Raw genomic sequence first — 13323 nt, 5'->3', positions numbered from 1 at the left:
ATTGATGGGTTATCCCTGTAAAATTTTAGGGCTGATGTCGGAATGTTGACAATTTTTGTATCCTTAGAATAAGTAACAGAACGTTACATTAAATCACTTAGTCTAAGATAAACCGTGTCAGAAGATTTTCGCTTAATTGTAGATTTAGTTCTTGTCCTTGCGGCGGCGACGATTGGAGGACTGTTAGCATCTTTACTCCGACAACCCGCAATTCTGGGTTATTTGATTGGGGGAATGATTGTTGGCCCTAGTGGATTAGGGGTGATTAAAGAATTAGTTCAGGTGGAAACCTTGGCTCAATTTGGAGTCGCGTTTCTTCTCTTTGCCTTGGGGGTAGAATTTTCCTTTGCCGAATTAAAGAAAGTTCAAGGAATTAGTTTGGGGGGAGGCGGATTACAAATTGTTTTTACAATATTAATTACTGCCCTAGCTATGGGAATTTTGGGTTGGGATACTTCCCCGATTCAAGGCATCTTTTTAGGGGCAATTTTATCCCTATCTTCAACGGCGGTTGTCCTCAAATGTTTGATGGAACGCAATGAAATGGCAACGCCTCAAGGTCAGGTGATGCTGGGAATTCTGGTAGTACAGGATTTAGCTTTGGGGTTAATGTTAGCGGTTTTACCTGCTTTAAATCAACCCCAAGGAAATGTGATTTTTGAAGCCGTAGGACGCTCACTTTTATTAATAGGATTATTTGCTTTAGGGGCTATTATTGCGGGGATTTGGGTAATTCCTCGGTTATTACGATTTTTAGCCCAAACCGAAAGCCGAGAACTTTTTTTATTAGGGGTTGTGGCGTTATGTTTAGGGATTGCACTATTAACAGAACATTTAGGATTTTCCATTGAAATGGGAGCCTTTGTTGCCGGGTTAATGATTTCTGAAGTAGAATATGCGGATCAAACGTTAACCTATGTGGAACCGATACGAGATATTTTTGCAGCTTTATTTTTTGTGGCGGTGGGAATGTTAATAGATCCGGTATTTCTTTGGGAACATTTAGAATTAATTATCGGATTAATGGTCTTGATTATAGCCGGAAAAACCTTAATTATTATTCCGATTGTTAAACTATTTGGCTATTCTTGGAGAACGTCAATTATTACAGGATTGGGATTAGCTCAAATTGGAGAATTTTCCTTTGTTTTAGCCAGTGCAGGACAAGGATTAGGTTTAGTTTCTCGACGCATTTATTTATTAATTGTGGGAACCACAGCCCTGACATTAATTATTACCCCGTTTATTTTGCAATTTGCACCAAAATTATTAGACTGGATAGAAGAAAAATGGGATTTGTCGAGTATTTTAGAAAAAAGTCAGAAAATTAAGAAAATTGCTGAAGAATTACCCCAACAAAATCATATTATTGTGTGTGGATATGGACGAGTCGGGAAAAATTTAGTTAAACTGTTACAAAGTCATAATTATTCAGTTGTTGTGATTGATCAATCAGAACAAGCCCTACAAGAATTGAGAAAAAATAACATTCCTTATTTATATGGAAATGCGGCGAGTTTGCACGTTTTAGAAACCGCCGGAGTAGATCGGGCAACCTCAATGGCGATCGCGCTTTCTGATCCAATGAGTACCCGATTATGCTTAAAACGATCCTTAGAATTTTCACCAAATTTAGATGTAATTGTGATTGCTGATCGGGATAAAGATATTGAGCTTTTGTATCAATTAGGCGCGAAAGAAGTCGTACAACCTGAGTTTGAAGCGAGTTTAGAATTATCCACTCATTTATTAACAAGAATGGGTTTACCCGAAAATAAAATTAAACAGGAAATGCAAGAAATTCGTCAAGATCAGTATGCAGATTTTCGCCCTAAACAATCTCCTCAAGAAGTGGCACGGGATTTACAGCACGCCACTCAAGAAATGAATAGTAAATGGTATACCTTACCCTCGACTTCTCCCTTAACAGGAATGACTTTAGAAGAAAGTAATATTCGTCCGATGACGGGAATTAGTGTGATGGCAATTCGCCGTTTGACGGGGGAAGAAATTGATTATCCTGATGGTCAAACTCGCTTGGAAAAGGATGATAAATTATTAGTGGTAGGGGAAACAGCAGCGTTAGCAACCTTAGATCAATTGGCAAAAGGGGAAGTGACAATTCCGGCTGAAAGTATTTCTTGTCAGTGGTTAAATATTCCTGAAAATAGCCTAGTGATCGGTAAACCTTTATCTAAATTAGATTTAGCAAATCGTTTTAGAGTACAAGTTCAAGCTTTACGTCGAGAGGATAAATTTTATCGCTGGCCGAGTCGAAATTTAGATTTGCAAGCAGGCGATCGCTTATTACTATGTGGTAGCTTTCATGATTTAAACCAAGCTAGACGAGAAGTAATTCCTGTTAATATTCCTCCTTTGAAAATATTAAAAGAAACGGTGGAGGATTTAACAATTAAAAATTAAACTGTAGACAGTTAACAGTTGGCTATTGACTTAAAACCATTGTCCTCCCCGAAAACGCCATTGGGGGAATAAAATTCTAATTAGACTTTGAGAGGTGATAAAAATAGCTATCCAAACACAACTGTAGTGAAAAATAAATAATCCTAAGTTAAATTTTGAGGGAGAAATACCCGGTAAACCGATCATTTTGATCAAGGTTACTAAAAATAACGCTTCCCCAATTCCTGCTAAAAGTTGAAAAGCTCCTGGCCAATCTCGATCCCAGCGAAATTGTTGAAGCTTGATATAGAGAATATCCCACAAAAATCCAAAACAGGTAATATATCCTAAAATCCAAAAATAAATTGATCGGGGTTGATCACCGATTTGGAGTATAAAAAAAGCTAAGGTTACTAAAAAACCAATGGTTGCAAACAAAAATAGACGAGTTTGCCAACGTCCGATTAATGTTGGAGTCATGGAGATAAAAATTGAGAATTTTAGAAGAGATTATTGTAAATTTTTGTTAAAGACTGGGATTTTATATTCCTCTAATCAGTTTAGAATATTATAATATAAATTGATAGCATTGCACCCGGATTGAGCGCCCATTGTGTTAATTATGGGCGTTTTTTTATAAAAAATTGACTCTTCAGTATTGAGAATACCATTCTCTTTTAATTTAATATTCAATTATCCGAATACTATTGGGCGGAATGGCTACATTAACCTGTTGACCGATTGTAAAGCGTTGTAAATCATCTTGATGGCAATTTTGAATGCGAATCATGATGACTATTTTATCAGTTAAACGGACATTATAACGGGTATCCGTTCCTAAATAAATTGATTCTTCAAGGATTCCTTTCCAGGTTTCAATATGGGGATCATTTGTCTGATTTTGACAAGGATTAGGATAGAGAGTTATTTTTTCAGGACGAATCACTAAATTAATAATTTGTCCTTCTATAACGGGTTGAGAGGTTGTCAGATGAAGAAGGAGTTTTTCATCGACTAAAACTGTGATTTCTTGTCCTTGAATTTGGGTAACTCGTCCTGTTAAAACGTTAGTTTCTCCAATAAAATCAGCTACAAATTTAGTTTTAGGATATTCATAAATTTCCAGGGGAGTTCCGACTTGTAATAATTCTCCATGATTCATGACTCCAATGCGGTCGGACAGGGTTAATGCTTCTTCTTGATCATGGGTAACATAAACAAAAGTAATCCCTAATTGTTTCTGCATTTTTTTAAGTTCTAACTGCATTTCTTTTCGCAGTTTTAAGTCTAAAGCGCCCAAAGGTTCATCAAATAATAACACTTTAGGCTGTTTAACTAATGCTCTTGCTAACGCCACCCGTTGCTGTTGTCCACCGGAAAGCTGACGGGGATAACGAGTTTGAAAATCGGTTAATTTAACTAAAGATAATGCGTCTGCGACTCGACTCTTAATTTGAGGACGAGGTAAATTTTCCATTTCCAGTCCAAAGGCTACATTTTCCGCGATGGTTAAATGGGGAAATAACGCATAATTTTGAAAAACAGTATTGACTGGACGATGAAAGGGAGGACGATTTTTCATCGGTTCTTGATGAATTAAAATTTCCCCAGAAGTCGGAATTTCAAATCCAGCAATCATTCTTAAGGTTGTGGTTTTTCCACAACCTGATGGCCCTAACAAGGAAAAAAATTCTCCGGTTTTGATTTCTAAATTAACTTGACTAACAGCTAAGAATTCTTTGCTATTTAATCCTTTAAATAATTTAGAAACGTTCAATAATTCTACAGCAAGATTCATAGAAAAAAAGAAGAGAAGGGGAGCAGTTGTAGGGTGCGTAAGAGCTTCTCGAACGCACCAAAAGAGTCAATAATCAACCACCTTTTATTTTCCCACACCGACTTTAACTTCTGTCCAAGCTTGATCATAGAATTGGGTCGCTTCTCCGACATCTTGAAGATATTGAAGTTTATCAAAAATTTCTGGAGGGGGATAAATACCAGGATTTTTTAAGTTTTCTGCTTCAATTAATTTTTGATCAATCGCAACTTTATTTGGGGAAGCAAAATCAATAAAGTTAGAAATTTTTGCACTATTTTCAGGTTCTAAAACAAAGTTAATAAAGGTTTCAGCAAGTTTTTTATTGGGTGCACCTTTGGGAATCACCATATTATCCATCCCAATAATACTCCCTTCTTGGGGAATTACATAACGTAAATCTGGATTTTCTGCCATGACTTGAAAAATATCACCACTATATTCCATGGTTAAACTCACTTCTCCTTGATTTAACAATTGTTGACCTGTATCGGGTACAAATGCAGCAATATTATCTTTATTTTGAATCAGAAAATCTCGCGCCTTTTGGATTTCTTCGGGGTTTTTCGTATTAGGACTATAACCTAAATACATTAGAACAGCCCCCATTGTATGACGCATATCATCTAATAAACTGACTTTTCCTTGATATTTGGGATCGACTAAGGCTGACCAACTGTTAATTTCTTCTCCTGTTTTTTTCAGATTATATCCTATCCCTAAAGTCACCCATTGATAGGGAATACTATATTTATTACCGGGGTCATAGGGAGGATTTAAAAATTTAGGTTCAATATTTTTAAGATTAGAAATATTAGCACTCTCTAATTCTTCTAACATCTGTTCATTAATCATAATTTTAACCATATAATCGGGTGGGAAGGCTACATCATAACCGGGGTTTCCCGCTTTTAATTTCGCGTAGAGGCTTTCTGCACTATCATAAGTATCATAATTAATTTTGACTTGATATTTTTGTTCAAAAGCTTTCAGAACTTCCGGGTCAATATAGGTTGACCAGTTATAAAGATTGAGAACATTTGCAGTAGAGGGACTTGGGGGGGTATTAGATTGATTTTGTGTACATCCAAAGGGCAAAAATACGCCTAAACAGAAGAGTAAAATTAAGGTTAAAATTCGTTTCATATTGGGAAAACAGATAGGGTTGTGATGTATAAACTTATAAGCAAAGATCATCTTATAATTGTAAACTGAATGGGGTTTAAAAACAAGATTTTTTAAATTTTAATTAGGATTGAGTGTTGTTAATGTTTAACACTGACTTGATCTTGTAATTTTAAAGATGAGATGACTAAGAAAAGAGAAGCCAATAACATCAACGTTGAAATCGCATTAATGACTGGCGTGATGGACAATTTAATCATGCCATAAACAAATAAAGGTAAAGTTGTTGCGCCAACTCCTGTTGTAAAAAAGGTGACAACAAAATCATCTAATGATAAGGTAAAGGCTAATAATGCACCGCTTAAAATAGCCGGAAAAATCAAAGGGAAGGTAACTCTCCAAAAGGTTTTCCATTCATTAGCTCCTAAATCTAAAGCAGCTTCTTCTAAAGCCGGATCTAAGTCAGCTAAACGCGCTCTCACAGTAATAGTAATAAAGGCAATACTAAAGGTTGCATGGCTAATTATAACGGAAGGTAAGCCTAATGTTAAGCGAATTCCAGTCAGATTTTCTAGGATTCTAAAAACTAACGTAAAAAAGACCAATAAAGATACCCCTAATGTAATTTCAGGAATAATAATGGGCAACAATAATAAGGCTTCTAATAGTTTAGAACCAGGAAACCGAAAGCGTTCTAAAGCTAATGCCATCATTGTTCCTAGAATAGAGGCAATTACCGTAGAAATAATAGCAATTATTAAGCTATTTTGTAGAGAAATCCAGAGACTTTGAGTAGAAATATCGGCGGTACTTTCTGTTAAGCCACTCAATAACTTTTGATACCATTTTAAGGTAAATCCTGTCCAATTGGAATTCAACCGAGAAGCATTAAAGGAATAAATAATTAAGATTAAAATGGGTAAGTAGAGAAACGTGAGAGCAAAGGTGGCTTGTAGGGCTAATCCTCGTCTTCCCCAAGCATGAATAAAAGTCTCAAGAGTTGCGGTTTTCATGATATTTATTAAAGAGAATTTTCTGAATTAGAACTACGAAAATAAATCATGACCGGAATTAAGACTAAAATCATTAATCCCATTGATAAGGCTGACCCAAAAGGCCAATGACGAGCTTGTAAAAATTGATTTTGAATTAAATTACCTACCATAACTGTTTTTGCACCGCCAAGAATATCGGGGGTAATAAATGCGCCTAAAGCCGGAATAAAAACCAAAATAGACCCGGCAATAATGCCAGGATAAGTTAAAGGTAAAATAATTCTCAAAAATGTTCTAATATCGTTTGCACCTAAATCTTGGGCTGCTTCAACTAAAGAAAAGTTTAATCGTTCAATCGTTGCATAGAGGGGTAGAATCATAAAGGGTAAATACCCATAAATTAGACCTATAATCACAGCAAAGGGAGTAAACAATAAGTTTAAAGGTTCTTGAATTAAATTTAAACTTTGGAGGACGGTATTAATTACACCTTCAGAACGCAAAATAATAATCCAAGCATAGGTTCTAACTAGGAAATTTGTCCAGAAGGGAATAATCACTAAAAACAAAAGGAGATTTCGCCAACGGGGAGAAGCCGTAGCAATAAAAAAGGCTAAGGGATAACCAATGATTAAGCAAATTAAAGTGGTTAATGCTGCTAGTCCAAGGGAACGTCCAAAAATATTTAGGTATAAATCATTGGCTAACCTTTGATAATTGCTCCAGGTAAATTCCCAAGTGACTCCGCCATAAGTTCCTCGTTGTAAAAAACTATAAATAAAGACAATCACCAGAGGAATAATAAAAAAAACAAGTAACCAAATTATAGGAGGAAGTAATAAAAGCAATAAGTTTTTTGTTTTTCGGGTTTCTAGGGTTGAATGAGATGGTTTTTGCAGTAAGAAAGCCATAAATCAAAATTAAGAATATTAGAGTCAAAGGATGAGGAGGTCAGCAGAGAATAAATTAAGGTTCAAGAGTTGATTTCTGATCCAAAATCAGCTATCATGCAACGGGAAAACACTATCCAGCTAAAATTCGCTGTGAGTTGCCGTGCAAACGCTTCACTTACCTGAATCAAATCATCCCCTGGTCAAATCTCTATTTCATCACAAAGACCAGGAATTGTTAACTCTGTTTCAGAATTATCCTGATCAGGGGAAATACTTTGTTGCTATTTTCTGCCGCTATGGTTTAATTGTCTATACATTAATTCGTCATTCGGTACGATCTCCTGTACAAGCCGATTATTTATTCTCTCAAACCTGGCGACATATTTTTTATGAAATGCGTCCTTTAAATTTAAGGGAACAAGAGAATACAGACGGGGGAACCACGCTACAAAACTGGTTAATTAATGTTACCGCAGTTTGTATTAATCAAGCCGAGTTACCCCCTGTAGAATCAATTCAATATTCTTTATCCGCAGCACCCCCTCCTCTGTGGTGTTATGTGGGATTAGTATTAGATCGAATGGAACCTTTATTAAGGTTAATTCTCGTCATGGCGCAAACTTTTCATTGGAGTGAAACTCGAATTTCAGCTTACTTACAAGCCGAGGGAGAGTCTGTTTCTCCGAATGAAGTTAAAGAACTATTGAATGGAGCTTATCGCACATTAGAGGAAAATTTACCCACTGATATTCGGGAAATTTATCTTAATGAAAAGAGTTTAGCTTCTCAGTTAGAGCAAAATTCCGATCAACAAATATTAAAGCCTTAAATTGGCAGGGAAAATGCGAATCGAAATTAATTCAAAAATACACTTCCTGTTTCCGTAATATTGAGAGATCTCGTATCAATATTGAAATCATTGGTCACTCGGAATTGAACTTCTAAAACTCCAGGGGAAGTTTGCTTGGGTTGAACAAGTAATAAACCTCCATCTTGGCGGCGATAGGTTAACGTAATCGGAGGTGAACCTTGTACTTGAATGGTAGAATTTTGCACTAACCATTCTTCACGAGTTCCTCCAATCACTTGATATTGAATGGGTACATTAGCATTATTAATTAATTTAAGGGTGACAACTCCATTGACTGCACCAACTCTTGCACTGGGTAAAGGAAATTGAGGGGGAATATTATTTTTTTCAGCATTAGAAGAATTAGAATTAGAATTAGAATTAGAGGGTGTTGTGGCAGGTGCTGCTTGTGGTTGTACTGGTTTACCGGGAGGGGGGCCACCTGCTAATGTAATCGCAGATAAAGCGGTGAACCCTCCACCGATAGCGAGGAGCCAAATCATCCAGTGAGATAAAGTAATTTTCATGATTGATCATCCTTTAATAAATATTTACAAATTTTGGGATCAGTTGATTTAATCCAGTTTAAGCTAGATTAACAATTTGAGGGTGTAATTTGGTTTTTGTTTAACTTTTACAGAACATCTGCTGTTGTTCAAACCCGCACCTTTGGTATTGATGAGTTTTTACACTGAATTCAGACTTGCTCTATAATGGGTACATCATCCTGATCCGATTCACCCAAATAGGTAACAGGTTAAAACCCAATATTGTGATCATTTTAGCTATGAAATTGCTCCGAAAATTTCCAATTTTTATCTTAACCTTCAGTGTTCTGATTGTCTCTATGTTAGCAATCGTACAACCCGTTTTAAATTCACGGCATACTCATCAGTTAGTGGCTCAATTCATCCCCATCATTCGTACTAAAGTTGCCTTGGTAACACCTCAAATTTCTCCGAATCAGGGTATTGAAAAAAACATCAGCCTCAATCAAATTTCTACCACCTTAGCTTCAACCTGGACAACGACAGATCACAGCAATACTGCTATTACAGGATGCAATTGTCCTCAATGTCAATTAACCGTTTAATTTAACTCAACAAAATCACTTCTGGTGTTGACTGAAATTAAAAACAACATCAGAAGTTGATCATTTTAAGCGATTCCCCTCCCTAAATAAAACTGATGAATCAGAACTCTTTTGCTATTTTAACCCAAACTTCAATTCCTTTTTGAGTCGGTTTACCAGTAGAGGTAAATGTCCAAATACTTCGTTTTTGTTGGGGGCCATAACTAATATGAATCGGTCTATTTTTACCATAAAAATAAAGAGAATCAAAGGGAAGCCGTTTTTTTAAAATCCAATCAACTAATTGATCACTCTCTAATTCTAAAATCAGGAAATCACAAGCGGCTCCTAATCGTTTACAATAATACTCTCCATTCTGTTTAACTTCATGGGCAATATGTTGATCAAGGTTAGGAGCAACTCGACCATTTTTTAATCCGGTTATCGGATCTTTTTTCTCCAAATAAATTCTTAAGTTGTGGGAACAAAAACCGTAAGTTAGCTTAAATCTAGCCAGACTATAATAGTCAATAACGGGATCAATAATATAATAATTTAACGCTTTTAAAGCTTGAATGGATTCTTCAGAATTAGGATAAGGATTAATTTGATCTGAATATTTTTGATAAGTATTTGTACAGGTGCAAAAATGATTTAAGCTGAGATATTTTCCTAATAGAACGTCTTTCATGGGCAATTGACTCAATTTTTGATTATCATATAATTGATAATAGCCGAATGCGAAACGACGAAAGCTGGTTTTGTAGTTAACCCAAACCCCTGATCTTTAAAGTCTGAACCATTATGTCTCATCAAACCGAAACCTCACTCACCCAGGAGCTCAAAAGCCATATCCTCATTTTAGGGGGAATTGTGGCATTGCTGTGGATCATTGAAATTATTGATTTTTTTGTATTTAGAGGCACATTAAATCGCTTAGGGATTCGTCCCCATAGTTTACAAGGGTTAGAAGGCATTTTTTTCGCCCCGTTTTTACATGGGAACTTTAATCATTTAGCAGCCAATACTTTACCTTTAATTACATTGGGTTGGTTTGTCATGCTGCGGGGTGTTAAAGATTTTTTTGTAGTCACATTTATAACCATGATGGTTAGTGGTTTAGGAGTGTGGTTATTTGGTTCTCCCTATACCATTCATATTGGGGCCAGTGGCGTTATTTTTGGATATTTAGGATTTTTGCTATTAAGAGGATTTTTTGAACGCAGTTTCGTTTCTATTGCCTTATCCTTACTGGTAGGTTGGCTCTATGGGGGCTTAGTTTGGGGAATTTTACCCTTACAATATGGGATTTCTTGGCAAGGGCATTTATTTGGATTTATCGGCGGTGTCTTCGCTGCACAAATGCTGGCTCAATCTCATCGAACTAAAGCATAATTTAGATTAACCCAAAAGTCTAAAAATTAGGTAACATACATTGAAAACCCTCTGTAACAAAGTCAGAATCATGGCTCCAGAGGTGAAACCAAATTATAATATAAAAGGGTTCATGGACTGGCTTTCAATTTCTGGAAATTGGGTTTTAATTCCCCCTCGTCCTCAAGCAATACTGCATTTTTTAGGAGGGGCATTTGTGGCAACAGCACCCCATTTAACCTATCGTTGCTTATTAGAAGAATTAGCACATCAAGGTTATGCAATTGTTGCGACTCCTTTTGTTAATACCCTCGATCATACTGCCATTGCTAAAGAGGTTTTATGGACATTTGAAGATGGATTAGAAGATTTATATGATCTGCAATTCTTAAAACGGCGAGGTTTACCGATTTATGGATTAGGACATAGTATGGGATGTAAAGTACATTTGTTAATGGGTTCTTTATTTCCTATAGAAAGATCGGGTAATATTTTAATGTCATTTAATAATTATGCCGCTCGTCAATCAATTCCTTTGGTTGAACAAATTTCTCAAGTTATGGATGTAGAATTTACCCCCTCTCCTGAAGAAACAAATCGTTTAGTTAGCGATCGCTATCAAATTCGACGAAATCTTTTAATTAAATTCTCTAAAGATACCATTGATCAAACCTCTAACTTACATCAAATTTTAGATCAACGGTTTCCAGGGTTAACAACCTTGCAAAAACTCAACGGTGATCATCAAACTCCCCTCGGTCAAAATGTTAGCTGGTCAGTAGGAGAAACCTTTACCCCCTTCGATGCTGTCGGTCAATGGATTAAACAAGCGGTTTATCAAGATTTGAATCAACTCAAAAAACAAATTTTGTATTGGTTAAATCCTTTAATGTCTGTTTAAAATACAGGAGTCTTAAATCGCTATTCAGTAGAGAGGTTCGATGCAACGTCTCTACTATTTTATCATGATTAGGGAACTAATCGGGAATCATTACGTCTAGTATTGGGCTTTGCTGAGATCCCATCTGTCATGATCTCAGAATCAACTCAAAAATTCATTCCAGAAACCCTTGTAGGGAATTATAGGGCTAAACGTTAAAAAAAGACATCAATTCTGAGTTTCCTTATCCTGATTTTTGTGCAAAGTATTATTCAGGTTAGGGGAGAATCTGTTTGTCAATATTTTTAGCAGCTAAGTTAAGAGAAAATTAATTTTATTTTCAGATTAAATCCGGTTCATGAGTCCTTGATACTTCACTTCTACTATCCCGGCAGATGGGGAAAATTTTTTTAGAATAGAATTCCTAATGCTAACGGATTTTTGATAATTAATTCTTAAAGTTTAAAAAAATTATTAGTCGTTTTGTAACTGATTTAACAACCGATTAAGACCCATCCCTACGGAGTTATTAATCCGTAGGATTCATCAGTATTTATTCAGATAAATTTTTCCCAGTTCAATCCGGATCACTACTTAGATACTGGTATGTGGGGATAGTAGTTTTCAATTAACTTCAACCTGAGATCTCAAACACTTAGGGTGCAAGAGTTATCAACAGTTGCTTGACAACTGTAACATCCGAAAAAACCCCCAAATCAATCATGATTTCCATAATGTACCCTCTCAAGGATGACAAGTTTGTACGCTTGTCTCTGATTTTCCGACCGTCCCTATCTAAAAGCCTTGGGGTTGAAACTTTAAGTGGTCGAGATTTCAACTCTAAGAACCCGTGGCTTTATTACCCTATCATCACAAGCTAGGTTGTTACTATGTCTTTACCCTGTCAAAATCCAACGGAACCCACCCTTATACAACCCAACCCTGACTCCAAAGATAGTGGGTTCATTATAGAAGGCTTTATCGATAAATCTAATAATCTGATAGGCTCAAATGGCAGTGATCGTCTTATTCTGGGTAATCAGGATGACGGAGTTTGTGCTGGAGATGGAGATGATATTATCCTGGCTTTCCAAGGTAACGATAAACTATACGGAGAAGATGGGAACGATACTATCTATGCTGGTAAAGGAAACGATACTATCGATGGCGGTGATGGGGATGATTTCATCTTTGGGGATGAAGGGGATGACCTAATTTTTGGTGGAGAGGGCAAAGACGTTTTGTTTGGTAATGAAGGGAATGATTCTATTATTGCCGGTTCTGGTGATGATACCGTCTACGCTGGACAAGACAATGACACTGTAGATGGTGGAGAAGGCGATGACTTATTATTTGGAGATCTCGGTGATGATATCGTATCCGGTGGCATAGGAAATGATTTCATTTATGGTGGTGAAGGTCAGGATAGCCTAATAGGTGGAGAAGGCGATGATACCTTCTATGGTGGTAAAGACCAAGATACGATTATCGGTGGAGATGGGAATGACTACCTGAGTGGAGATAAAGGAAATGATAGTTTAATTGGCGGTTTAGGTGATGATACATTCAGTTTTGTCTTTACAGGCGAATCAACAGCTAATAATATTACAGAAGCATTGGGCTTAGATACCCTCACTGATTTTAATGTCTCAGAAGACGAGATTTTCCTAGACGCAGATTTATTTAATGCGATTAGTAAAGCAACAAACGGTTCTCTTCAGTCTGGAGAACTGACTGTGATTGCGAATTTTAATCCCAACAATTCTTTAGTTGCTGGTAATGCCAACCTTGTTTATGACAATGTAACCGGAACATTGTATTACCTTGATAAACAAGGACAAGCAACACCTGTGATTCAAATGGGGACAAACTTGAGTCTCAGCGATGATAACTTCCGCTTAATTTAAGCAAAAAT

The 13323-nt window shown here is 36.4% G+C and carries 13 protein-coding genes; 6 read left to right on the top strand and 7 right to left on the bottom strand.

The features are described 5' to 3' along the window. Positions 1 to 114: 114 nt before the first annotated feature. A complete protein-coding gene (locus tag IQ236_RS11805) occupies positions 115 to 2424 on the top strand; it encodes a cation:proton antiporter domain-containing protein (protein ID WP_193869431.1) in 2310 nt (769 codons plus the stop codon). Between the two features lie 30 nt (positions 2425 to 2454). On the opposite strand, the gene IQ236_RS11800 is transcribed toward IQ236_RS11805, so the two are convergent. From IQ236_RS11800 to IQ236_RS11780, 5 genes are all read right to left on the bottom strand, one after another. Further along, the gene (locus tag IQ236_RS11800; protein ID WP_193869430.1) at positions 2455 to 2883 is read right to left on the bottom strand and encodes a hypothetical protein; all 429 of its coding nucleotides are present in this window, start codon (positions 2881 to 2883) and stop codon (positions 2455 to 2457) included. A 202-nt stretch (positions 2884 to 3085) separates the two neighbouring features. Further along, the gene (locus tag IQ236_RS11795; protein WP_193869429.1) at positions 3086 to 4201 is read right to left on the bottom strand and encodes an ABC transporter ATP-binding protein; all 1116 of its coding nucleotides are present in this window, start codon (positions 4199 to 4201) and stop codon (positions 3086 to 3088) included. A gap of 84 nt (positions 4202 to 4285) precedes the next feature. Next, on the bottom strand, positions 4286 to 5365 hold the full coding sequence (locus tag IQ236_RS11790) for an ABC transporter substrate-binding protein (protein ID WP_193869428.1): 1080 nt from the start codon (positions 5363 to 5365) through the stop codon (positions 4286 to 4288). 119 nt (positions 5366 to 5484) lie between these two features. Continuing rightward, a complete protein-coding gene (locus IQ236_RS11785; RefSeq protein WP_193869427.1) occupies positions 5485 to 6357 on the bottom strand; it encodes an ABC transporter permease in 873 nt (290 codons plus the stop codon). An 8-nt stretch (positions 6358 to 6365) separates the two neighbouring features. Then, entirely contained in the window at positions 6366 to 7250 is an 885-nt protein-coding gene (locus IQ236_RS11780; RefSeq protein WP_193869426.1) for an ABC transporter permease, read from the bottom strand. A 142-nt stretch (positions 7251 to 7392) separates the two neighbouring features. On the opposite strand from IQ236_RS11780, the gene IQ236_RS11775 reads away from it, so the two are divergent. Beyond that, a complete protein-coding gene (locus tag IQ236_RS11775; RefSeq protein WP_193869425.1) occupies positions 7393 to 8061 on the top strand; it encodes a sigma-70 family RNA polymerase sigma factor in 669 nt (222 codons plus the stop codon). A gap of 26 nt (positions 8062 to 8087) precedes the next feature. On the opposite strand, the gene IQ236_RS11770 is transcribed toward IQ236_RS11775, so the two are convergent. Next, entirely contained in the window at positions 8088 to 8609 is a 522-nt protein-coding gene (locus IQ236_RS11770; RefSeq protein WP_193869424.1) for a hypothetical protein, read from the bottom strand. A gap of 320 nt (positions 8610 to 8929) precedes the next feature. Here IQ236_RS11770 and IQ236_RS11765 point away from each other — a divergent pair, with 320 nt between their 5' ends. After that, positions 8930 to 9175: a hypothetical protein gene (locus IQ236_RS11765; protein ID WP_193869423.1), complete on the top strand. Its 246-nt coding sequence runs from the start codon at positions 8930 to 8932 to the stop codon at positions 9173 to 9175. 100 nt (positions 9176 to 9275) lie between these two features. On the opposite strand, the gene IQ236_RS11760 is transcribed toward IQ236_RS11765, so the two are convergent. Next, positions 9276 to 9845 (bottom strand): hypothetical protein, encoded by a 570-nt coding sequence (locus IQ236_RS11760; protein WP_193869422.1) that lies wholly within the window; start codon positions 9843 to 9845, stop codon positions 9276 to 9278. 113 nt (positions 9846 to 9958) lie between these two features. Between IQ236_RS11760 and IQ236_RS11755 the strand changes: the two genes are divergently transcribed. From IQ236_RS11755 to IQ236_RS11745, 3 genes are all read left to right on the top strand, one after another. Beyond that, on the top strand, positions 9959 to 10549 hold the full coding sequence (locus IQ236_RS11755; protein WP_193869421.1) for a rhomboid family intramembrane serine protease: 591 nt from the start codon (positions 9959 to 9961) through the stop codon (positions 10547 to 10549). A 112-nt stretch (positions 10550 to 10661) separates the two neighbouring features. Further along, complete coding sequence (locus tag IQ236_RS11750) at positions 10662 to 11429, top strand: DUF1350 family protein (protein WP_193869468.1); 768 nt, start codon at positions 10662 to 10664, stop codon at positions 11427 to 11429. Between the two features lie 869 nt (positions 11430 to 12298). Continuing rightward, positions 12299 to 13315, top strand: coding sequence for a calcium-binding protein (locus IQ236_RS11745; RefSeq protein ID WP_193869420.1), 1017 nt, complete (start codon positions 12299 to 12301; stop codon positions 13313 to 13315). The last annotated feature ends 8 nt before the right edge of the window (positions 13316 to 13323 follow it).

The sequence above is a fragment of the Planktothrix mougeotii LEGE 06226 genome, assembly GCF_015207485.1.
In the GTDB taxonomy this organism is placed as follows: domain Bacteria; phylum Cyanobacteriota; class Cyanobacteriia; order Cyanobacteriales; family Microcoleaceae; genus Planktothrix.
This window is presented reverse-complemented; position numbering and strand designations above follow the sequence as displayed.